This is a genomic window from Aureimonas sp. ME7, from assembly GCF_903970965.1.
Lineage (GTDB): Bacteria > Pseudomonadota > Alphaproteobacteria > Rhizobiales > Rhizobiaceae > Aureimonas.
Genome location: NZ_CAJCKW010000015.1, coordinates 35203 through 54214, shown reverse-complemented (window position 1 = coordinate 54214; position 19012 = coordinate 35203). Strand labels below are relative to the sequence as shown.

Below are 19012 nucleotides of genomic sequence, written 5' to 3'. Positions count from 1 at the left end.
AGCTTCCGTTCCATGGCAACTGGGCTGGCGGCCCGGCAACATGCCGCGAACCGTTCCGCTTCACGGGATCGCAGTACGTTCCCCCGCTTGGGAAGCCGATCAAGGTTCGATCGGTAGAGCGGGACGGGGCGAACTTCCTGCTTTCGTTTTCAGACGGCTACCGAGTTGCGCTATTCGACGTCAAACGGAGAACGCTTACATGGCATTCCCCGATTTCCGGCGACACGTTCGAACTCACTCGGTGCGGCTGACCGACGCCGACCGCTTCCAGCGCGCCAGCGACAACCGGAACTGCGCGTTGAACTCTTCGTCCGATTGCGGCTCGCGCTCGTCTTCCGGCTCGGGCACATCGTGGCCGGCCAGGCGCGCCCGCTGGCGCCAGTCCGCCGCGATTCGCTCGTTCGCCGCCGTGATCGCCTGATGAAGCCGGACGAGGTCGCACTCGACGATCGCCTCGTCCGTCCAACCGGGCAGCGCAATGACCGCCGCCCGGTAGGTGCTTTCCAGCGCTTCTTCCGGCGTGATCAGTCGCCGTTTCCCTCCGCGCCCTCGTCGGCCGTCTTGTCGTCGCCTTCACCTTCCAGGTCGGGGTCGCGGCCGCCGTTGGCCAAGCGCGTAACGAACTTCATCACGTCTGCCATGATGTTGCGCGTACCGGCGAGGTAGACTTCCTCCTCGAGTTCCTTGTTCGAAATGTCGCGCAGTGAAACGCCTTGGCGGACGATGAACTGGATCGCGGAAAGATCAGAAGCCGCCACAGCCGACAGTGCGTTCGCGAAGCCGCCGAAGCGGTTCGAGACGGCGGTCGCGGCCTTCATGGACGCCTTCAGTTCGTGTTCGTCGTCGCCGAGCGTGATCGTCACGTTGGCGGAAAGGGTCTGCTTGCCCATCGGGGGGGCTCCTATCGGGTTCGGATTTGGATATCGGGGTTCGGGGATTGGGCGGACAGCGCCCCGATGACACCGCCCGCCCGTCTCTCGCGAGAGAGGCGGTTAGGGCGTCACGACCTCGATCGGCGCCTCGTTCGGCTGGATGGTGAAGGTCACCGTCTGCGTGTCGTTCGGGCCACCGCGTCCGCGCGGCTTGCCCATGACGAGCGCCGAAATGTAGGTGGTCGAGAACGTGCCGTCGGCGTTCGGCTCCTCGATCTTGAAGTTGAACGAGGCGAGACTGTCGGCAGCGGCCGCGCAGGCGATCTGCCCTTCGTCGTCGGCCCGCCGCGAACACACGATGTCCATCGCCTGCGCGTTGGCCGTGCCCTTGGCGTGCCGGGAACGGGCGTCCTCGACCTCTTCGACGGTGATGTCCTGGTACTGGTCGCCGGTGCCAGGCACCGACCGCACGCCGCCGATCTTCTTGTAGGTGTCGGCCGCCAGCGCGGCCTGCGTGTAAACACCGGTGGCACCGCCGATGGAAATGCGCGTACGCGCGACCGGCAGGGGATTACGAGCCATGGCCTTGTCCTTTCGTGGATGGCGCAAAGAAAAGGCCGCCCCGAAGGCGGCCATGGTGTCTCGCGGGATTGCGAGGAAGGAAGCGGCGGGCCGCTATTCGGCGGACTTCTCGTCCGCAGTCGCAGCCTTGCCCTTGGCGGCCGCGGCAGTCTTCGGCTCAGGCGGCACAACGACCACGCCGCCAGCTGCAGCAGCTTCAGCCTGCTTCTCGGTGCCCCCGACGGTGATCAGCAGCGCGTTGACCTTGGCCGCGACGTGCGGATCGTCCTTATCGATGTCGATGTTGGCGTGCTCGCCGGGCTCCAGCTCGTGCAGCTTGCCCGCCCTGTCGTTCAAACGCTGGACGACGTGCGAGGTGTTGGCGACATGGACCATGATGGCCTCCTATCCTTCGATGATGAACTGGTAGGGAACGGTCAGGGCGAGGCGGAAATGCACGCCCCGATCGCTTTGATCGCCGGTGGATGCGGACTGCGGTGCGAAGAACTGCACCCCACCAACTTCGACACCCCGGAACAGTGAGGCGATTTCGTCGAGCCAGGCGCGGCCATCGTGAGCCCCGGCGCCGGCTTCGATTGCGAGCAGCACGCGAAAGCCCCCATCTTCCCAGAACTCGTCCGCGCTCACCCACTCGGAGCGCGACCATGGGAAATCGACAAGGATCCAAGGACCGCCACCGCTCGGCGTTCCCAACGTGCTGTTCTCGACATAGATTGGGCACCGATCGAAACCCGCACGCAAGCGCGCCTCGACGATCTGCACAACGGTGAGAGCGGCCATCAGTAGGGCCTCACCACGATGGATGGGTGCATGAGACGGGTCGCCTCGTCGAAATACTTCGTCGAATAGGAGATCTGGGCGACCTCCGAGAACACCCGGCCCGCGACCGCGGCGACGACCATGTAGACACCATCCGCCGATTGCGGACTCTGCCCGGCCAAAACCCCATCGCGCTCGATCTTGGCCGAATACGGCTGACGGTTCACGAACCGGTAGAGTTCGGCAGACGGAATTGCGGGCGAGGTTGGATCGTGCTCGACACCGTCGACCAGCAGCACATGGCTACGTTGATATTTCCCGGTGAGCACCGGCGATTCCTGCACCAGCGCCTTGCCGATCCAGTCGAGCACGGTTCGCACCTGATCGAACTCGGCGACGATCACGCCATCGGGTTTCACGCTGGCAAGCGCCGCATGGGCGCGACCGTCGACCGTGACTTTCGGCGCCAACTGAGGCCGCCCTGTCGCTGCCGCGTTGGACTTCTGGATCTCGGCGATCCCGTCTTCTGCGACCTGGGCGAGCCGAGCCGAGCGGGCTTTCGGCGATTTCAGGTCCGAGACGAAGACCTGGATCTGACGATCGAGCGCTTCCAGCTTCACGACGCGGCGAACCCATCATAGGCCAGAAGAAGATCGCCATCCCGATGGGACTGATCGTCCGGCAGCGACGAAAACCGAAGTCGAAGCTGATCGACCAACACCCGATCGCCTTCGCGGAGCGGCCGAAATGTCTCCGGGACATCCTCGGCGAGGATCAGAACCCGACGCTCCGATTCCTTGATCCCGCCCGCTACTTCGTCCGCCGTTGCCCCGCGAATGCGCGCGCGCACATTCTCCACCCGAACAGGGTCCCCGTTCGGAACGGAACGCTCCAGCGTCACGCGGCGCCCGGCCTTCGTGAACATCCGGCGATAGGCGGAACGGCGCCTCATAGAAGGTTGCCCCGACGATATGGCTTCACCAGCGCGCGAACGCTGCGATCGACCTCGGCTTGACGCTGCTCTGGGCTGTTGAAAGCCTCGGTGAAGCCTCCTTCGACCTGGAAAGAGCGCACCTGCCCATCGTCGGAGCCTTCGAGCAACTGCTGACCAACGCGCTTCAGGATCGCCTCTCGGATCGGAGCCGGAACATCCTTGGGCTCTTCCCCGTATCCGGCGGCGAAGGTTACCCGCAGGGAGCCGCCGAACCCGACGCCCCATCCAGTCGCAGTGACGAATGGTCCGATCACGTCCTCGTCGAGCGCAACAGGCGCAATCGTCTCCACGCCAGCCGAGCTGCGCCACACGGCAGCGGCCGAACTGACATCGGGGAAAGGTAGACGGTAGGGTCCGTAGCGCGACAGGAAGTCCTGCCGCCAGGTCTGCCGGATGAGCGCCCGCCCGAGCATGCCGCCATAGCCATCGAACTCGGCCGTGGCGACGGCGATCAGATCCTTGAGGCGTGCGTCGGAGACATCGGCCTCCTCGACGCGGCAAACCTCGCGAACCGTCTCGACCGTCACTGGCAGGACCGCCGGCTTGGTGACCAGAATGGGCGGGCGCTTCTGCACAGGTCAGCCCTTCGACTGCGCTTCGAGGTTGCGCTTCACCGCCTCGGCGCCGGACAGGTTCGGATCGTTGAAGTCGATCCGGTTCTGCTCGGACGAGGTCGCCGCGCGCGGATCGTTGTCGACCGCCGGGTGCGAAGGATCGACGTCCTCGACCACCTGGAGGGGCGCGCCGGAGGGCTCGAACTCGGTCGCGGGCTGCGCGCCGTTGTCACCCGAATGGGGCTCCTCGGCCTGCCCCGCGCCATCCTCGGCATGCGCGTCCGAGATCGGTCCCTTCGCGGCTTCGTCGGCCTGCTCGGTCGCCTCGTCGGCCGTTGCGGCTTTCGTCTCGGCGACCTTCTCTTCGACGGCCGCTTCCTCGGTCTGCTTCTTCTTCGTGGTCACGTCGGACCTCCTATAAAAAAGGGCTGGCACCGATCGGCACCAGCCCCGTTGCAGGATCTGCGACGGTCGCCCCTTACGAGGCGGCCACCTTCAGCGCGCGCATGGGCTCGGGGTTGAAGACCCCGCCGCCGACACGGCGCGTCGTGTAGAAGCCGATGAACGGCTTGTTCGTCAGCTCGTCGCGCAGCACCAGAATGCCGCGGCGATCCACGACGACGTAGGTCGCGGCCATGTCGCCGTAGAGCGCAGCGATGGCACCCGCTCCGACGTCCGGCATGTCGGGAACCTCAACGACGGACTCGCCCACGATCGTCGCCGGCACGCCCGCCGCGTAGGACGGCTGCCAGATGTAATTGCCGCCTGCGTCCTTGAACTTGCGGGCCGCCGAGACGGTCTGCCGGTTCAGATAGAACTTGGCGTTCGGCCGGAAGGCCGACGGTGTGTCTTGAACGATCGAGATGAAGGCGTCCGGGGTCAGCTTCGAAGCATCGCCGGTGACGGTTGTCTTGATCGCACCGAAGGGGTGCTTGGCCGCGTTCGCGCCCCCTGTGACGTAGGTCAGGATGCCGAACGGCTTGTTCGCGCCGTCCCCGGCAAGGAAGGCGATGTTCTCTTGGCGAGAGAACTCAACCTCGACCTCGTCGGCGAGCCACTGCTCAAGATTGACCTCGGCGTCCTCCAGGATCTGACGGGATACGAACGGGAAGGCGTAGAGTTCGCCCGTGTTGAAGTCGAGGACCGACAGCGCCGGAGTCGCGGTTGCGGGACGGGACGCCGTCTCGCCGACCCAGCCGGAGCCGACCGCGCGGTCGTTGTAGACCTTACGGAAACCCGAGCCGGTGATCGCTTGGACCGTCGCATTCTGGCGGATCGGTGAGATTTCCTTCAGGCGACCGGTGATGGTGCGGTCCCACTCGACCGGAGCCAGATAGCCGCCGTCCGGATTGGAGCCAGCCGTCATCGCGGCGCGGGGCCCGGCGCGCGATGCCGAGCGCAGTCCGGTCTCGTCATCGCCGTGGCGGAAGTAGGCGCTCCACCGCTCCGAATACTCCGGGTCGGCGATCTTCTTCTCGTCGCCGACACCGCCAAGCGAGGCGGTGGCGATCGCGGCGTTCAAATCGTCGAGCGACTTCTGAAAGTTGCCGATGTCGGTGTTGATGCGCTCCACCTTCTCATTCAGGACGGTGTCGTCAACCTTCGCCGACAGGCGCTTGTCGTTGGCGTCTTTGAACTCGGAGAAAGCGGCCTGCAACTGGGCGAGGATCACCTTCGGGTCGGAGGCATCAGCGCGCAGGCCGAGCGCGCTGATGGCGCGCGGCATGGTCGAGGCGCCGAGCGCCGCGGCGCTCGCGAGTGCGAACGGTGCGATGACCGGCAAGGCGGATGCCGCCTGGGTGACCTCCGACATGGCGTAGGCGTGGGGCATGGAAAAAAGGGCGGTCGCGACGAGCGCCACCAGCATGAAGGCCCGGTACATGGGTCGCTCCTTGGTTAGGATTTGAGGAAGGCAAGGAGATCGGCAGCTGCCGACCAGTCGTCGCCAGCGCCAGGCGTGGCTTCAATGGCAGCGCCCGGCGTGCCCTTGATCTTGTTGATGCGCTCGCGCGCCTGCGTCCTCGGAAGGCCGGCGGACACAAGCTGGAGCTCCATCGCACGCAGGTCGTTGACCTTCCGATCGGAGGCCTGCGCTTCTTCATCGGTCTTCATTGCGTCAGCAGGGAGAAGGGCATCGGCAAAGCCACGCTCGATCGCTTGGCTACCAGACATGAATGTTTCGGCGTCCATCCAACGCGCCACCTCCTTGGCGTCGCGCTTCGTGCGCGCCGCGTAGAGATCGACCATCGCTCGGTCGAACGGCTCCAGCCATTCTGCCGTTTCGGCCATATCGTGCCGGTTGCCTATGGCGACGACCCAGCAGTTATGGATCATCAGAAAGGATGCGGCGCCAATCTCGATCGTGTCGCCCGCCATGGCGATGACGGACGCGGCCGAAGCCGCCATGCCCATCACCTTGACCGTCACCGGCTGCGAGTGCTCGCGGAGCACGTTGTAGATCGCGATGCCCTCGAACATATCGCCGCCTGGCGAGTTGATGTGCACCTCGACGGGTCGGTCGCCGATCGCGCGCAGTGCGGCCGTCACGCGCTTGGCCGTCACGCCGCCGCCCGACCAGAAATCCTCGCCGATGACGTCGAACATAGTGATGATGTTGTCGCCGACTGCGACGGCGCGCACGCCAGCAGCGTCCTTGCCCCACTCGTCGAAGACCGACGGTTTGGTGAAGGCGTGGACGTCCTGGCGGACGGGGAGCGGCATCGCGGCCGGGCGCGCCATGGCGAACACGCGTGGGCAGTTAAGCGTGATCATCTACTCTTCTCCGGTGGGCGGCGAAGCGCCGGTGTTGCCCGCCATCGGGTTGGGCGGAGCGGCTCGCTTCGGCAGGTCCATGACGTCACGGGCCTCATCAGCGTAGATCCAGGGCTGGTGGCCGCCTGCGCCGAGCGCTTGGGCCAGATAGTTGCCCTGTGCCTCCAGCGAGCCACGCAGCAGTGCGCCCGGATTGAACTTGGCCGAGAAACGGCCCTTGTCGGCGTCGTCGAGCAGTGAGCGATCAATCGACTGCTGCCAGACCTCGAACCACGGGTTTAGCGCGAAGGTGACAAAAAACTGGCCCAACGCTTCGATGCCCGAGCCCCAGCTTGTCTCGTCCACCATTAGGAGCGGCCGTGGCACGCCGAAGATGCGGGCAATCTCTTCGATCTGTCGGCCACGCAACTCGTTCGACTGCGCGTCCTTGGCCGAGGTGCCGGGAATGACAAGCTTCGTGCCGCCCTCGAGTAGCGGCGTCTTGCCTGCGTTGTTGGCTCCGGCGTAGTTCTCATTCCACGACGCGATGAGGCGATCGTAGGCCTCTGGAGTAAGCTCGCCCGGCGTCTCCAGCGTGGCTCCGACGAACGACCCGTTCCGGAACAGGCGCCGAACGGCGAGATCGGCGTCGAGCGCAAGCCGGACCGCATCACGCGCTTGGCGCAGCATCGAGATGCCCGTCACGCCGTCGAGCGAGAACCCGCGCAGGTGCAGCATGTCGCTGGCCGCGATCGCGATGTTGCCGCCGCTCGCCTGCCGGTATTCGTAAACCATCTCGCACGCGTCGTTCAGCTTCGCCGTGACGCGGTCGGGATCGAGCGGTAGAAGGCGGATCGGCTTGCGCCGGTTGCTGCGCTGGCCTTCCCTTGACCAGATGATACGGGCGTAGGCGTTACCTTTGGTCAGCACTCGCATCTGCATCAGCGAGCGGAACTCGTAGGCCGTCTGATAGCTGTTCGGCTCAGCGTGAAGCAGCCGGAACAGCGGATGCTCGGACGCCTTCTCCTTCGTCTCGTCGTTGATCAGGTGGAGCGGCAGCATGCCGATCACCGACGAGATTAGCGTGACGCACCGGAACACCGACGGGTTGCGCAACGCTTGGACGACGCTCACCTCGCCGTTCCCAGTCGGGGCAGGCAGTCGTCCATTCCATGGGCTACTGCACCAGGCGCGGCGCCGGCGGGACGGCGAACCTGCCCTCGCCGACCGCGCGCTTGGCGTTCTCCAGCCGCTGCGCTTTCTTTCCAAGACGCTCTTCGGCTGGGGCTTCCGTCTTGGCCCGATCGCGCACACGCTTCTCGGCCAGCGTCATGTCGAGTTTCTCAAGCTGCTTCCCGAGTTCTTTGATCGCCCCGACGTTGCCGTCGTTCATGCCCTCGACCAGCTTCTCCATCCGGCGAAGGTCGAGGCGCATGCGTGCGACCGGGCGGGCTTCCAACTCGGCCTTGTAGCAACGGCGCAACGTTGGCGCGCTGATGCCGATGATGTCCGCGATCAGTTCGTTCGCGTACCCCATCACCACCAGCAGCGTGACGCGGTTGCGCGTCCACGTGCTCGGTTCATGCGGGGGCCGCCCCCGGCCGCGAGCGGCCAGCAAAACGGTCTCGCCGAAGAGGTTGACATACTCGGACAAGGCGAAGGCTCCAGCCGGTCGGTCCGGCGAAAAGTATTGGTCTGATCCAGGGCCCGCCAACGCGATCACCCCATGCAGCGTAGGCCTTCCAGCCCACCATCACGCCGACCCTGGCCTGAAAAATCCGATCAGCCGAAATTAAAAATCCGCGTGAGAGCCCCTGTGACGGTGGAGGGTCCCCAGGGCCGAACTTTCGACCCCCCCCCACCTCTCGGGTCAGGTTTCGGGGGTCTGCACCATCTCGACGAGGCGGGTCGGGGGCAGCGGACGCCGAAGCGCCCAATCGCTGCCGATGTCGTCGAGGGCCACGCCCTCGGCCGAGCGCCAGTCACCAACCGGCCACCAAGTCCCAAGCCCAAACCACAACTGCACACGCCGCTCGGCTATGCAGCGGCGCTGCTGGCCGAAGCAGGTCGACACCCGTGCCCACCTGATACGGTATTGCCCCGGAGTAGGCTCAAGTTCTTGGCCGGACCATCCACCAATACCGGATGTAGGAGGCTTGTCAGGCATGCTGCGCCTCCCTCTTCGCCCGCTCCCGAGCCGTCTTCTTCCCGTGACACACCGCACACAGCCCGATGAGGTTCCCCCGATCGAGCGGCGCGCCCCCGTCCCTCAGTTCGACGATGTGGTCGACGTAGATCCGCGTATCCGCCTTGCCGCAGCCTTGGCACGTCCGCCCGCAAGCGCGCTGCACCTCCAGCCGAACCTTCTTCCAGGCCGCCGAACCGTAGAAGTCCAGCGTCGGCTTGACCGAGCGCGCCGCCGCATCGCCGCGCACGATTGGCGCGATGAAGGTGCGAGCGGTTCGAAGGCTGGGCTTCATGACGGGGATGCGGGCCATAACCCTATCCCACAAACACGAAGGGCCCGCTTGCGCGAGCCCATAGGTATCCATGGCGATGAGTGACGATCTCTCATCTCAAGCCCCGGCGAGTCACATGGCCGCTCAGAACAGGCATTTTCCGTCTGCCCCTATAGCTGTCACACGGCCTCCAGTTCGTCAACAGGCACCACGACCTCGGACAAGCCGCCGAAGATCGATATCAACAGGCGGATCGCCTTGCGGCAGGAAGCGTCCACCACCTGCCCCACGAAGCCGGTGAACGGCCCCAGCGCGATCCGGGCTTCCATCCCGTCCACGAAGCTATGCTGCCCCTTGTTGCGCTTGGCGGCCTCGAAGCGAAGGCGACCGTCCGCCTCCGCATCCATCAGCACCATGACCTCGCGCTCGGGCACGGGCACATACCGGTCGCCCATGCCAAGGATCCCATGCACGCCGTCGCAGGTGCGCGCCACGCCCCAATGCTGCTGCGTCGCGTCCACCGGCATCGCCAGGAACAGATACCCCACCATGAGCGGGAACTCGCGCTCGATCACCCGCTTGCTGCGATGGTGGATGAGCGTCTTGCGCCCCTTCGGCAGAAACGTGTCGAACCCCTTGGCGGCGAGCGTCGCCATGGCCCGGCCCTCGCAGCGTGGGTTCGTGCGAGCCACGAACCACACCCGCCCATCGTCATAGGAAACGCTCGGCATCGTCGGAGCCTGCCCCATCCAGTCCCTTTCACCCGCCAGAAAGGCGTTTTGGGCAGCTAGGGAAGGTAGATGGAAGCCGGTCTGTCTTGCTGCCCAAGTCATGGACTTTATAACCCTATGTTTTGTAATGATAAATTCTGATTTGGGTCGCTAGGGAGGCTAGGGAGGCAAGGTCTCGCATTACGTAAGAGACCTTGAGCCTTGATCCGGACACCCCATCACTCTCTCGCGCGCATATAGGAAATCCGGGACCTTGCCTCCCTAGCCGCCCTAGCGTCCCAAACCCTTGGTTCGCAGGCCCTCCCGAACCCTCGAAAGCCGAACCCTTGCGACCCAACTGGCGCGCTTGCGTCCCTAGCTGCCCAATTCGAGCGGCAGACACGGCGCCACGATCGTCGGACGGCTGAGACAGGCGGAGGTGCGGAGGCGCGGCGCATCGGCTCAATCCAGCGGCGGCGCGTCGCGCCCCGCCGGCCATTCGTTGCCCGAGCCCGGCTTGAAGGCCGGCAGGATGCGGATGCCGCGATAAACGGTGCCGCCGCTCTTCGTGCGCACGAACTGGCGCATGCGCCCGTCGGGGCTCTTCCAGGCCATCTTCGCCTTGTCGGGCAATCGCCTGTTGAAGGTCGTCGCCCCGAACGGCGTCAGCCCCTCCCGGCGGCAGAAGATGACATAGGCCTCGTGGAGGTCCCCCGGCGACACGACGTCCGTCTCGTCCCCGGTCACCTCGCACCCGCCGCGAATGAATGCGCTGATCGGGTCGCTTTCCTCCCGGTGCTCTTGCACTGCAGCCAGCACCGAGGCCGGCGGATGCAGCCCGCCCAGCGTCATGAACTCGAGCGCGCCCGCCAGCATCCAGGCGAAGATCCCGTCCCGCTCGGCCAGGAGCTTGGCGGGCAGATCCTTGTCGCGTTCCTCGCGCGGGATCTGCACCGGCCACTCGATCAGGTGGACGCGCCGCCAGATGCCGTCGTCGTCGCCCCGAATGATCGGCTTGTGGTTGCCGGTGATGACGAACTTCGCCCGGATCTGGATCTCGACGAAGTCCTGGTGCAGCTTGCGCACCGCGATCTTGTCGTCGCCCGTCAGGAGCTTGATCAGCCCTTCCTTGAGGCGGGCCGATTCGTCCCCTTCCGAGGCGAAGCAGGCATAGGCCCCGCTCAGGCGCGCCAGGTCGGGCGTCGCGTCGGCCCCACCCCGCCTCGCATCGCCGGTGAAGCTTTCGATCCCGAGCGTCACGGAATAGTCCGACATCATCTTCCCGATGACGTCGGTCATGGTCGACTTGCCGTTCGCGCCGATGCCGTAGAAGAAGAAGATCACCTGCTCGCCGGTGAGCCCGGTCAGCATGTAGCCGAACACCCGACGGAGATAGTCCCGGCGGTCGATATCGGGCTGCATGCGGTGAATGAACTCGATGAAGTTCGGCGCCGCCTTGTGCGCGAGCCGCAGAAGCTCCGAAGCGTCCAGCAGCCGGTCGGATGGGGTCGCCTCCACCGTTCGGGGGCTTCCCTCCTTCGAGGGTTCGGGAGCCGCCAGCACGTTCGCTTCGAACAGCTTGGAGATCAGATCCTCGCGCCGGTGCGGGTCGAGCCGTGCGTGCCAGCGAAAGCGCGGCTCGTCTGGATCGCTTTCGTCGTCCTCGACCTTCACGAAGCGAACGGTCCCGTTCCGGCAGTTCAGCGCCAGCGGGTCGGTGTTGAGCTCGTCCACGGTGCAGGAAAGGTAGGGCGCGGCCTCCTTCAGCATGTTGTCGAGCTTGCCGCTGTTTTGGCTCGACCGGCAGTAGCTCGCGCGGCGCGATCGCGCCTCGTCGATCGCGTCGCCGATCTTGTCCCGCTCCGCGACCGCGTCTTTCAGGATCTTCCAGCGCCGATGAACGTCCGGATCCGCATCCTTCTTCGGCGGCCCGAGCCGGTCCATTTCCGCCTCCGCATCGTTCCCAGCCTCGACCAGCAGGATCTGCGCTTCGTCGGCCTGGATCTCGACGCATTCCAGCCGAATCGCCTCGGCCGTGCGGTGCGCCAGCGGGCGCACATGCTTGCCGCCGAAATCGCGGCCCTCGTCCTCGCGCCAGCGCAGCCCGTCGAAGACGTGAAACCCGATATGCGTCACGAACCGAACGTCGTCGCCATAGCGGTGGCAGAACCGATTGCCGTTCCCGATATCGGTCTCGTCTTCGGCGGCGCAGATCGCCAGCAGCGAGACGCCCTCCTCCAGCTTCCGTTTCATGCGAAGTCCTCAAGGCAGAGAAAGCGCGGCAGGCGCGCGAAAACTCGGGAGACGAATCGAAAGGGGGCAGCGCTCAGGCCGCCATCGCCTCACGATCGGTGGAAGGAAGCGCCACAGCCGCAAACGCGAGCAGCGTGGCGCCGAGAAGAGCGTTGGCCGCGTCTCCGGATCGGCACACCTGGGGCGCGGCGGCGCCGGGGGCCAGAACGGCCGCGTCATAGATGGAAGCGCTGCCCCGCCGCTTGGCCTGGATGTTCCAGCGAAGGCCGGGAAACAGATCGTCGGCCAGCGCCAGGGCGCCCGTCAGATGGCCGGTCAGCCCGTATGTATGCTGCAGCCAGCGCTGGTCCTTGCCGTTGGTGACGGCAACCTCCATCCACTGGAGGATGTCCGCGTTCAGCGCGAGATCGACGCCGCGCGTCAGCTGCAGGCGGGCCACGAGGATCGCCGTCATGCCGCCACCTCTTGCGCCAGCGCCGCGCCGCGCTCGCCCCAGTCCGTGCCAGGCGGGGCGAAGACATCGCGCACCGTGCGGCCCGGGCGGGCGTGGCGCGCGCAGCCGCGCTTCAGCGCCGCGCGCGTCATCACCACGTCCGAATCGCCGTCACCGAGAAGCACGAGCTCCTCGATCGTTTCGGGCACCGGGATCGCGTCCGAACCCATGTCCGGCTCGGTGCCGGGCACGAACACAGGGCGCATCACCCCGTTCTTGTCCTTGCGCTTCGCGCCCGACTTGATGCGGCTTTTCGGCATCGCCTTGCCGGCGAGGTTCCCGAGATCGCCCGCCGCCGCATAGAACGTGTCGGCGCGAAACCCGTCGAACATGGCGAAGCCGAGAACCGTCTCGATCCCCTCGCCCACCACCATGCGGGTGGACTGCGACAGGCGACCGAGAACGGGAATGAGCCCGCCCATCTTCGACCCGCGCATCTTCTTCGAGGGCAGCGACTCCCCGTCGATCGGCGAGACGAGCGCGGGCCGAAACTTCGGCGCGGCGTCGAGATCGAGCCAGGTCTGGTGCAGCCCGACCGGCACATATCGATTGCCCTCCAGCCGGCAGAACAGCCCCAGCATCGCGGGGCCATGGTGGATGGCGATGTTCTGGTCGCGAGCGTCGCGGGCGAAGAAGCCGAGGCGCGGATGGGTCCGCAGATACGCCCCGTCGAGATGCGACACGTCGAGCCCGCGCGCGGCGAGATAGGCCTTGGCCGAAACGCCGTCGCAGTCGAAGGCGGCGCCCTCGCGCCAGATGTCGCGGCAGCGGTCCCATTCGCGCGCCCGGTATCGGTTCTGTTCGGCCTCGCGCTCCGCGTCCTCGCGCGCAACGCGCTCGCGCTGCTCGGCCATCCGCCGCTCGGCCTCGCGACGCCGCGCGGCGCGCTCCGCATCGTCGCCCCCATCGCGGCCGGGCCGATCCTGGCCGGTCAGGAGCTCGCAGGCGTCCCAGAAGTCGCATCCGGTCAGGTGGCGGACGAGGGCAATCCCGTCGCCCCCTTCCGCGCCCCGGCAGTTGAAGACGTTCTTCGCCGTGTTGATGCCGAAGCGATCCTTGCCCCCGCAGGCCGGGCACGGCCCGACCATCTCGACGCGCGAGCCGCGCAGCGAGCCCAGCGAATAGCCGCAGCGCTCGAAAGCCGCCGTGATCGACACCGCCTTGGCATCGGCGACGAAGGCGTCCGTCTCGATTGAGCGGGCGCCGGTCATTCCCCGTCCCCCTGTCGCCGAACGGCGAGCAGCTTGGCCTGCTTGTGCAGCAGTTCCTCGATCAGCTTGTTGATGAGCGGCAGCGCCTCGTCGGCTTCCTCGACGCTGATGGCGCGGTCTTCCAGCGCCTCGCGCATGCTGAGTTCGAACTCGTTCGTGATGCGCGCGAGCCGGTTCATCCCGGCGTCGTTGATGACTGCCGTCGGGCACACCGCCACCAGCGGAACCAGCGTCCAGTTCTGCGCCTCGGCCAGCGCCCGCGCATGGCGCGGCTCGCCAGCGAGGAGGTCGAGATCCAGCGCCGTGTCGATCCCGACGAAGTGGTCGTCGTTCTCCACCCGGTGAACCGAACCGCGCGACAGGGCGACCTCGCCGACGCGCAGCATCTTTTCCGACACCAGATCCTTCGCGCCGCCGGCATCCGCGATCGACGCCTTGGTCGCCAGCTTGAGGCGCCCCCGCATCACGCGCGTGGACGGGCGGTTCACGGCTTCCTGCGCGCTCATCGGCTCGCCTCCGAGGGTAAAGCGGCGGAGCTCTCGTTTACGTGACAGGACGCCGGAGCAGCGTAGTTACTGGCTGCGACGAGGCTTTGAACGGAGACGGCGCCTTGAGTGGCCACGCTGATACGCTGAAGAAGATCGAGGGTAGTGTTTTCGCCCCGAAGGATCCTGTGCAGCGTCATACGACTGATGCCGACGCGCCGAGCTATCTCGGTGATCGAGACGCCGTTCGAAACGGCGAAAGAGCGTAGGGGATGATCGCGCATTCCCGGTTTGTAACGCTCAAGGATACAAATGGCAATGGTGTTATGTAACTTTGAGCGATACCACGACCCGCGAGGGCTGCGGTATTCCTTGGGAATGAAAGCTCCGCGTCGCGAGAAACATTTTGTTCGTCAGTGGAGGCAGTACCGGAAGCTGTCTCTGCGAGCGTTCGCGGATATGTTGGAATCGGCGCCAGGTGTTCCGCTGATGACGTTTGTCAACATTGGCCGGATCGAACGTGGCGAGCAGCCCTACACGCAAGACTTTCTGGAAGCCGCCGCAGAAGCGCTGAATGCGTCGGTCGTTGATCTCTTGACTGTTGATCCGACGAAGGAGGGCGAAGTCGTGGACCTCCTTCGTATTCTTCGCGACCGTAAGGACGATCAGACTTTGGCCGTCCTTAAAGCTCTGGCGAGCAGCAAATCTTAGGCGGCCGAGCGGATCGCTTCTGCATCTTCCTCGGCAAAATCGCCAAACTGGAAGAGGATTTTTGCATCCTCCCAGTCCCCGGTCTTCGCATCACCGGTGCGACTAAACGCAATCACCCCAAACTTCGTCTCGCTTAGGCGTTCGCCCAAACGCAAGGCCTCAGCCTCGCTCTGCACCTGCCGTGGCTGATCCGCCTCGATCTTTCTCTTGCGATTTACGCTGTAGGTTTGGACCACAAAGTACGTCTGCATAGTCACCTCCGGAGTTGTGCCGCACAACCAAACTGAGGCACAAAGGAGAACATAGCAAGAACATATTCCTACCCTGTGGATGGATGTGGATAAGCGATGTAGCTTTCCACGTTACAGACCAGTTGACGTTTGTACCCTTGAGCGTTACAAACTGCTCCATCCCTCACGGATCGGAGCCCTTCATGCCTCCTACCCATTCCCCCATCACCGACCTGCCTGCGTCCTCCCGGGGCGGGTTCGGTGCCGACGCGCGTTCCGCTGTTCGTTCCTCCCAGTCGGTGGAACGCGCGTCGAACCTCAACGAAGCCGCCAACGATGTCGAAGACATCCTGCGCCGCGAGCCGGACTTCGCCGAGGAAGGCGAAATGGAGCGCATCTTCGCGCAGGAGGATGACAGCAGCGTTCCCGCCGGCATGTTCGCCGCCGCGCTGATGCTGATCGGCGTCTTCGGTCTGATCATGGGCTTCATCGCCGGGGTCGCCTTCGCGCCCCTCGTTCTGGGGGGCACGCTGTGATGCGCGCCTATCTCCGCGAACTCGCCTCCCTGGTCGCCGTCGGCGTCTTCTTCGCCGGCTTCATGGCCGGAGCCGTGTCCTGGACGGAACGCCACCGGCTGGAGCGCGCCGTCCTCATGGTGGAGTCGCGCTGATGGCCCGTCCCGTCATGACGCCCGAGCAGCGCCAGTCCGCACGCGGTGCCCTCAACCTCGACGGTCGCCGCCGGATGTCCGAAGGCAACCGCCGCACCGCGCAGGTCGATTCCATGGGCCACGACATGTGGCGCGAGATGGTCGCCAACGGCTGGGCGGTCGAGGTCGAAACCTATCCGACCATGCTCACCCTCTTCCGCCTGACGCGATCCGGCGCCGAAGCCGTCCTCGCCCCCGGCGAAACCCTCAACCCCGCCGACTTCCCGCCGATCGGAGCGCACTGATGAAGCCCCTTCACTTCGATATCGAAGCGACGATCGCCGACATGCGCAGGGAGCATGATCGAAACACGGAGCAGGCCGTCATGCTGGCGGAACGCACGATCGATCGCACCTTCATCGAGATGCAGGACCGTCTTCGTGATTGCGCTCTGCTTCCCTACGCGGAAGCAATGCGTGCGATCAACGAAGGCCTTCCGACGACGATGCCCGCGACAGCGCTGGCTTCGAACGTCGCCGAAGCCCTCAGCAACATCGCCAGGGTAAATCTCGCCGCGCCGGAAAAGGTGCTCGAGCACTTTGTCATGAAGCTCGCGGAAAGCTTGGCAGAACTACGCGCTGTCAGCAACGGCGTGTCCGAGCGCGGCACCGTTATCAGCCGGGGCGTTGCCGTGGCGACGGAAGGCGGCAACGCTTGATGCCGAGCTTCCGCGTCTATCTCGACGGCCCTGAGGCCGAGTCGCATCTCATCGCGGCCCCGGACCCCGAGGCCGCGCGCAAGGAAGCGCGCGCCCGGTTCGCCCTTCCCATCCGCAAGATCAAGCTTGACCGCGACACGGTCGATCCCCGCAACCGCGCGCCGCGCATGACGCGCCGCGAACTGAAAGAAGATCGTCCATGAGCACCATCGGCTTCGACTACGCGGGCCACGCCCGCACCCTCGCCGCGCGTCACGCCGCGACCCGGCGCCCTCTCCTGTCCCAGCCGGGACCGGTCACCACCCCCGACGGGGTCGCCCGCAAGATCGCTGACGACATGCTCGACATCGCCGCCGTGAAGGGCAGCGTCGACGACGCCGATCTCGTCCTGCGCGGCTGGACGGCCGATGCGCTCGCAAGGCACGGCCCCGCCGCTCGCGATCTCGCGAACGCCGCGAGGGTTCGGGAGGCCTGATGTCCGCCTGGCTCCAGACCATCACCGGGCGCGCCTTCCACTTCGACGCGCCCGTCGTCGAAACCGCGCACCTCGTGTCCGAGGTCGCGATCGTCCTCGCCACCGTGCCGCGCTTCGGCGGTCATACGCAGCAGCCCTACTCGGTCGCCATGCATTCCGTGCTGTGCGCTGAGGCGGCGCTGGTCTGCTTCGACGATCGCGAGCTCGCCGCCTTCTGCCTCCTGCACGACGCGCACGAGACCTGGACGGGCGACATCACCCGACCGATGCAGGGCGCCCTGATCGACCGCATGGCCATGGGCGCGCCCGTCGATCCGACGGCGACGCAGATGGTCGCCGCGGCGCGCGCCGCCCACCTGAAACTCTGCCTGCGCTCCCTGCAGGCCGACATCGACCGACAGGTCTTCGCGGCCGCCGGTCTCGATCCCGCGCGCCACGCCGTGCATGCCGAGCGGATCAAGGAAATCGACGTGCGCGCCCTGCGCACCGAGCGCGACCACCTGATGCTGCCCGCCCCGATGCCCTGGGATGCGCCGATTGAGACCGTCGAGCCGCTGCCCGTCGCGGAAGGCCATGCCTTCTTCGACAAGACCGTCTGGGAAGCCGAGCTGCGGTTCACCGACGCGCTCAACCGCTTCTGCCCCGCCTTCCACCACGCCGCCGACTGACGGCCAACCCGCCGAGGGAACCCCATGAAGATCGTTCGCCAACCGCAAGTGCTGATCGGAATGTTGGAGGGCGGCGAGTTCGTCGACAAGTTCCAGAACGAACTGGACGCCACGCTCAAGGCGCTGACCGAGTCCGCCGGACCCAAAGGCAAGGCGTCCGGCCACGTCACGGTCAAGCTCGCGCTGAAGGTCGAAGCCGGCATGGTGACGATCACGCCGAACCTGACATCCAAGAAGCCGGAGGAGGAGTTCGGCCCCTCCACCTTCTGGGTCACCGAAGAGGGTCACCTTTCCACACAGCACCCCCGCCAGTCCGACATGTTCGACGGCCCGCGCGACGTGAGCAACCGCGAACAGGCCTGACCCGGCCACCCCTCACCCAGCCCAACCGCAAAGGAGGCCACCATGGCCGAGACGACCACCCCCCCGACGCCCGAGCCGACGAACTGGATCAGCAACGGCGCGACGACGCTGGAAGGCGACGCCGTCGACAAGATCGCCGAGCTCGGCTCGCGGGCTAGCGGCGCCGAAACCGACTGGCTGTCGACGCCCGACGAGTTCACCGGCCTGCCGGAGAGCTTCCCGCTCGGAATCGTCCACGGCGACAAGCCCGGCATCGTCAGCGTCAAAGCCCTCGCGGAGGAATGGCGCCTGTTCCCCGAAGCGCGCCGCGGCATTGCGATCGTCGGCGACGTCGCCAGCCTGATCGAACTCGTGAACCGGCAGAAGACGGAAAATTCCGTCGTCTTCGCGCGGTCGGATTGGCGCAGCCCGTCGCTGACGGCTGTCATCGACTATCACGACCGGGAGCGTTCTGCGGTCGATGGCGATGCCGACTGGGGCAAGCACCGCGTCCACTACGCCTTCCCCTTCTCCGACGAATGGTCCGTCTGGCTGAAGAACGACGGCAAGGCGATGGATCAGGGTCAGTTCGCCGAGTTCATCGAAGAGCGCCTGCCCGACATGACGACGCTGGTGGAAGCCGAGAACGGCCACCATGCCCGCGAGCTTCAGGTCGACCGGATCGGCGCGCCCATGGACATCGCCGCTCTTGCGCGCGGACTCGAAGTCAACGTCGGTGGCAAGCTGAAGCAGAACGTCAAGCTCCAGTCCGGCGAAGCCAAAATCTCGTTCGAGGAAGAGCACACCGGCAAGGACGGCGCGCCGATCAGCGTTCCCGGCGCCTTCGCCCTGCAGATCCCGCTCTTCTACAACGAGGAGCCGATCACCATCCCCGTGCGGCTGCGCTATCGCATCGTCGGCGGCTCGCTGATGTGGATCTACAAGCTGTTCCGCGTCGATCGCACGGTGGCCGAAGCCGTCACCCTCGCCAAGCGCGAGGTCGCCGAGCGCACCGGCCTCGCCGTCTACGAGGGTGCGCCTGAAATGACCGCGCAGGGCTCGATCGTCACCAGCACCACTGCCGGAGCCTGACCCC

The 19012-nt window shown here is 65.8% G+C and carries 31 protein-coding genes; 11 read left to right on the top strand and 20 right to left on the bottom strand.

All coding sequences use genetic code 11. The annotated features are described in order from the left end of the window. Positions 1-199: 199 nt before the first annotated feature. Entirely contained in the window at positions 200-421 is a 222-nt protein-coding gene (locus H7A85_RS18645) for a hypothetical protein (RefSeq protein WP_182422025.1), read from the top strand. A gap of 103 nt (positions 422-524) precedes the next feature. Here H7A85_RS18645 and H7A85_RS18640 read toward each other — a convergent pair whose 3' ends face one another. The 19 genes from H7A85_RS18640 to H7A85_RS18550 form a co-directional block, all read right to left on the bottom strand. Continuing rightward, positions 525-818, bottom strand: a complete 294-nt coding sequence (locus H7A85_RS18640) for a hypothetical protein (RefSeq protein ID WP_182422024.1) — start codon at positions 816-818, stop codon at positions 525-527. A gap of 174 nt (positions 819-992) precedes the next feature. Next, on the bottom strand, positions 993-1454 hold the full coding sequence (locus tag H7A85_RS18635) for a hypothetical protein (RefSeq protein WP_182422023.1): 462 nt from the start codon (positions 1452-1454) through the stop codon (positions 993-995). A 93-nt stretch (positions 1455-1547) separates the two neighbouring features. Further along, positions 1548-1829, bottom strand: coding sequence for a hypothetical protein (locus tag H7A85_RS18630; protein ID WP_182422022.1), 282 nt, complete (start codon positions 1827-1829; stop codon positions 1548-1550). 9 nt (positions 1830-1838) lie between these two features. Further along, entirely contained in the window at positions 1839-2234 is a 396-nt protein-coding gene (locus H7A85_RS18625; RefSeq protein WP_182422021.1) for a phage tail terminator-like protein, read from the bottom strand. After that, complete coding sequence (locus tag H7A85_RS18620; protein WP_182422020.1) at positions 2234-2833, bottom strand: hypothetical protein; 600 nt, start codon at positions 2831-2833, stop codon at positions 2234-2236. The genes H7A85_RS18625 and H7A85_RS18620 overlap by 1 nt, the downstream gene beginning before the upstream one ends. After that, complete coding sequence (locus tag H7A85_RS18615; RefSeq protein WP_182422019.1) at positions 2830-3114, bottom strand: hypothetical protein; 285 nt, start codon at positions 3112-3114, stop codon at positions 2830-2832. Before H7A85_RS18615 ends, H7A85_RS18620 begins: the two co-directional genes overlap by 4 nt. Positions 3115-3161: 47 nt before the next feature. Beyond that, a complete protein-coding gene (locus H7A85_RS18610; protein WP_182422018.1) occupies positions 3162-3734 on the bottom strand; it encodes a hypothetical protein in 573 nt (190 codons plus the stop codon). 51 nt (positions 3735-3785) lie between these two features. Then, entirely contained in the window at positions 3786-4166 is a 381-nt protein-coding gene (locus H7A85_RS18605) for a hypothetical protein (RefSeq protein WP_244631281.1), read from the bottom strand. Between the two features lie 73 nt (positions 4167-4239). Next, positions 4240-5643: a phage major capsid protein gene (locus H7A85_RS18600; protein WP_244631280.1), complete on the bottom strand. Its 1404-nt coding sequence runs from the start codon at positions 5641-5643 to the stop codon at positions 4240-4242. A gap of 14 nt (positions 5644-5657) precedes the next feature. Further along, entirely contained in the window at positions 5658-6533 is an 876-nt protein-coding gene (locus tag H7A85_RS18595; protein WP_182422017.1) for a head maturation protease, ClpP-related, read from the bottom strand. Then, positions 6534-7646 carry a phage portal protein gene (locus tag H7A85_RS18590; RefSeq protein WP_244631279.1) on the bottom strand — a complete coding sequence of 371 codons (1113 nt, stop codon included), beginning with the start codon at positions 7644-7646 and terminating at the stop codon, positions 6534-6536. Between the two features lie 43 nt (positions 7647-7689). After that, positions 7690-8166 (bottom strand): hypothetical protein, encoded by a 477-nt coding sequence (locus tag H7A85_RS18585; protein WP_182422016.1) that lies wholly within the window; start codon positions 8164-8166, stop codon positions 7690-7692. A gap of 216 nt (positions 8167-8382) precedes the next feature. Next, positions 8383-8586: a hypothetical protein gene (locus tag H7A85_RS18580; protein WP_182422015.1), complete on the bottom strand. Its 204-nt coding sequence runs from the start codon at positions 8584-8586 to the stop codon at positions 8383-8385. Positions 8587-8671: 85 nt separating this feature from the next. Continuing rightward, positions 8672-9010 (bottom strand): HNH endonuclease signature motif containing protein, encoded by a 339-nt coding sequence (locus H7A85_RS18575; protein WP_244631278.1) that lies wholly within the window; start codon positions 9008-9010, stop codon positions 8672-8674. Positions 9011-9150: 140 nt separating this feature from the next. Beyond that, complete coding sequence (locus tag H7A85_RS18570; protein ID WP_280514935.1) at positions 9151-9702, bottom strand: transcription termination/antitermination NusG family protein; 552 nt, start codon at positions 9700-9702, stop codon at positions 9151-9153. A gap of 441 nt (positions 9703-10143) precedes the next feature. Then, positions 10144-11934: a phage/plasmid primase, P4 family gene (locus tag H7A85_RS18565; RefSeq protein WP_182422013.1), complete on the bottom strand. Its 1791-nt coding sequence runs from the start codon at positions 11932-11934 to the stop codon at positions 10144-10146. Positions 11935-12007: 73 nt separating this feature from the next. After that, positions 12008-12388 carry a hypothetical protein gene (locus tag H7A85_RS18560; protein WP_182422012.1) on the bottom strand — a complete coding sequence of 127 codons (381 nt, stop codon included), beginning with the start codon at positions 12386-12388 and terminating at the stop codon, positions 12008-12010. Further along, positions 12385-13638: a P4 alpha zinc-binding domain-containing protein gene (locus H7A85_RS18555; RefSeq protein ID WP_182422011.1), complete on the bottom strand. Its 1254-nt coding sequence runs from the start codon at positions 13636-13638 to the stop codon at positions 12385-12387. The genes H7A85_RS18560 and H7A85_RS18555 overlap by 4 nt, the downstream gene beginning before the upstream one ends. After that, on the bottom strand, positions 13635-14144 hold the full coding sequence (locus H7A85_RS18550; protein WP_182422010.1) for a hypothetical protein: 510 nt from the start codon (positions 14142-14144) through the stop codon (positions 13635-13637). The genes H7A85_RS18555 and H7A85_RS18550 overlap by 4 nt, the downstream gene beginning before the upstream one ends. Before the next feature lie 291 nt (positions 14145-14435). Here H7A85_RS18550 and H7A85_RS18540 point away from each other — a divergent pair, with 291 nt between their 5' ends. Then, the gene (locus H7A85_RS18540; RefSeq protein WP_182422008.1) at positions 14436-14834 is read left to right on the top strand and encodes a helix-turn-helix domain-containing protein; all 399 of its coding nucleotides are present in this window, start codon (positions 14436-14438) and stop codon (positions 14832-14834) included. Here H7A85_RS18540 and H7A85_RS18535 read toward each other — a convergent pair. Then, positions 14831-15085 (bottom strand): hypothetical protein, encoded by a 255-nt coding sequence (locus tag H7A85_RS18535; protein WP_182422007.1) that lies wholly within the window; start codon positions 15083-15085, stop codon positions 14831-14833. The two genes, H7A85_RS18540 and H7A85_RS18535, sit on opposite strands and share 4 nt — an antisense overlap. 182 nt (positions 15086-15267) lie before the next feature. Here H7A85_RS18535 and H7A85_RS18530 point away from each other — a divergent pair, with 182 nt between their 5' ends. The 9 genes from H7A85_RS18530 to H7A85_RS18495 are packed head-to-tail and all read left to right on the top strand — an operon-like array spanning position 15268 to position 19008. Then, complete coding sequence (locus H7A85_RS18530; RefSeq protein ID WP_182422006.1) at positions 15268-15600, top strand: hypothetical protein; 333 nt, start codon at positions 15268-15270, stop codon at positions 15598-15600. Continuing rightward, entirely contained in the window at positions 15600-15734 is a 135-nt protein-coding gene (locus H7A85_RS21020) for a hypothetical protein (protein ID WP_280514934.1), read from the top strand. The genes H7A85_RS18530 and H7A85_RS21020 overlap by 1 nt, the downstream gene beginning before the upstream one ends. Further along, positions 15734-16018: a hypothetical protein gene (locus H7A85_RS18525; protein WP_182422005.1), complete on the top strand. Its 285-nt coding sequence runs from the start codon at positions 15734-15736 to the stop codon at positions 16016-16018. The genes H7A85_RS21020 and H7A85_RS18525 overlap by 1 nt, the downstream gene beginning before the upstream one ends. After that, entirely contained in the window at positions 16018-16431 is a 414-nt protein-coding gene (locus H7A85_RS18520; protein WP_182422004.1) for a hypothetical protein, read from the top strand. The genes H7A85_RS18525 and H7A85_RS18520 overlap by 1 nt, the downstream gene beginning before the upstream one ends. Continuing rightward, on the top strand, positions 16431-16634 hold the full coding sequence (locus H7A85_RS18515; RefSeq protein ID WP_182422003.1) for a hypothetical protein: 204 nt from the start codon (positions 16431-16433) through the stop codon (positions 16632-16634). Before H7A85_RS18520 ends, H7A85_RS18515 begins: the two co-directional genes overlap by 1 nt. Beyond that, positions 16631-16906: a hypothetical protein gene (locus H7A85_RS18510; protein ID WP_182422002.1), complete on the top strand. Its 276-nt coding sequence runs from the start codon at positions 16631-16633 to the stop codon at positions 16904-16906. Before H7A85_RS18515 ends, H7A85_RS18510 begins: the two co-directional genes overlap by 4 nt. Next, complete coding sequence (locus tag H7A85_RS18505) at positions 16906-17574, top strand: hypothetical protein (protein ID WP_182422001.1); 669 nt, start codon at positions 16906-16908, stop codon at positions 17572-17574. The genes H7A85_RS18510 and H7A85_RS18505 overlap by 1 nt, the downstream gene beginning before the upstream one ends. A gap of 24 nt (positions 17575-17598) precedes the next feature. Beyond that, positions 17599-17937 (top strand): hypothetical protein, encoded by a 339-nt coding sequence (locus tag H7A85_RS18500; protein WP_182422000.1) that lies wholly within the window; start codon positions 17599-17601, stop codon positions 17935-17937. A 42-nt stretch (positions 17938-17979) separates the two neighbouring features. Then, positions 17980-19008 (top strand): DUF2303 family protein, encoded by a 1029-nt coding sequence (locus tag H7A85_RS18495; protein ID WP_182421999.1) that lies wholly within the window; start codon positions 17980-17982, stop codon positions 19006-19008. Positions 19009-19012 lie beyond the last annotated feature (4 nt).

Excerpts from the sequence above, each read along its gene's own strand:
- H7A85_RS18515 (WP_182422003.1), top strand. The coding sequence starts at position 16,431 with ATGCCGAGCTTCCGCGTCTATCTCGACGGCCCTGAGGCCGAGTCGCAT.
- H7A85_RS18595 (WP_182422017.1), bottom strand. The coding sequence starts at position 6,533 with ATGATCACGCTTAACTGCCCACGCGTGTTCGCCATGGCGCGCCCGGCC.
- H7A85_RS18555 (WP_182422011.1), bottom strand. The coding sequence starts at position 13,638 with ATGACCGGCGCCCGCTCAATCGAGACGGACGCCTTCGTCGCCGATGCC.
- H7A85_RS18575 (WP_244631278.1), bottom strand. The coding sequence starts at position 9,010 with ATGGCCCGCATCCCCGTCATGAAGCCCAGCCTTCGAACCGCTCGCACC.
- H7A85_RS18570 (WP_280514935.1), bottom strand. The coding sequence starts at position 9,702 with ATGCCGAGCGTTTCCTATGACGATGGGCGGGTGTGGTTCGTGGCTCGC.
- H7A85_RS18500 (WP_182422000.1), top strand. The coding sequence starts at position 17,599 with ATGAAGATCGTTCGCCAACCGCAAGTGCTGATCGGAATGTTGGAGGGC.
- H7A85_RS18530 (WP_182422006.1), top strand. The coding sequence starts at position 15,268 with ATGCCTCCTACCCATTCCCCCATCACCGACCTGCCTGCGTCCTCCCGG.
- H7A85_RS21020 (WP_280514934.1), top strand. The coding sequence starts at position 15,600 with ATGCGCGCCTATCTCCGCGAACTCGCCTCCCTGGTCGCCGTCGGCGTC.
- H7A85_RS18600 (WP_244631280.1), bottom strand. The coding sequence starts at position 5,643 with ATGTACCGGGCCTTCATGCTGGTGGCGCTCGTCGCGACCGCCCTTTTT.
- H7A85_RS18625 (WP_182422021.1), bottom strand. The coding sequence starts at position 2,234 with ATGGCCGCTCTCACCGTTGTGCAGATCGTCGAGGCGCGCTTGCGTGCG.
- H7A85_RS18535 (WP_182422007.1), bottom strand. The coding sequence starts at position 15,085 with ATGCAGACGTACTTTGTGGTCCAAACCTACAGCGTAAATCGCAAGAGA.
- H7A85_RS18505 (WP_182422001.1), top strand. The coding sequence starts at position 16,906 with ATGTCCGCCTGGCTCCAGACCATCACCGGGCGCGCCTTCCACTTCGAC.
- H7A85_RS18630 (WP_182422022.1), bottom strand. The coding sequence starts at position 1,829 with ATGGTCCATGTCGCCAACACCTCGCACGTCGTCCAGCGTTTGAACGAC.
- H7A85_RS18635 (WP_182422023.1), bottom strand. The coding sequence starts at position 1,454 with ATGGCTCGTAATCCCCTGCCGGTCGCGCGTACGCGCATTTCCATCGGC.
- H7A85_RS18560 (WP_182422012.1), bottom strand. The coding sequence starts at position 12,388 with ATGACGGCGATCCTCGTGGCCCGCCTGCAGCTGACGCGCGGCGTCGAT.
- H7A85_RS18495 (WP_182421999.1), top strand. The coding sequence starts at position 17,980 with ATGGCCGAGACGACCACCCCCCCGACGCCCGAGCCGACGAACTGGATC.
- H7A85_RS18640 (WP_182422024.1), bottom strand. The coding sequence starts at position 818 with ATGAAGGCCGCGACCGCCGTCTCGAACCGCTTCGGCGGCTTCGCGAAC.
- H7A85_RS18565 (WP_182422013.1), bottom strand. The coding sequence starts at position 11,934 with ATGAAACGGAAGCTGGAGGAGGGCGTCTCGCTGCTGGCGATCTGCGCC.
- H7A85_RS18520 (WP_182422004.1), top strand. The coding sequence starts at position 16,018 with ATGAAGCCCCTTCACTTCGATATCGAAGCGACGATCGCCGACATGCGC.
- H7A85_RS18550 (WP_182422010.1), bottom strand. The coding sequence starts at position 14,144 with ATGAGCGCGCAGGAAGCCGTGAACCGCCCGTCCACGCGCGTGATGCGG.
- H7A85_RS18525 (WP_182422005.1), top strand. The coding sequence starts at position 15,734 with ATGGCCCGTCCCGTCATGACGCCCGAGCAGCGCCAGTCCGCACGCGGT.
- H7A85_RS18645 (WP_182422025.1), top strand. The coding sequence starts at position 200 with ATGGCATTCCCCGATTTCCGGCGACACGTTCGAACTCACTCGGTGCGG.
- H7A85_RS18540 (WP_182422008.1), top strand. The coding sequence starts at position 14,436 with ATGGCAATGGTGTTATGTAACTTTGAGCGATACCACGACCCGCGAGGG.
- H7A85_RS18510 (WP_182422002.1), top strand. The coding sequence starts at position 16,631 with ATGAGCACCATCGGCTTCGACTACGCGGGCCACGCCCGCACCCTCGCC.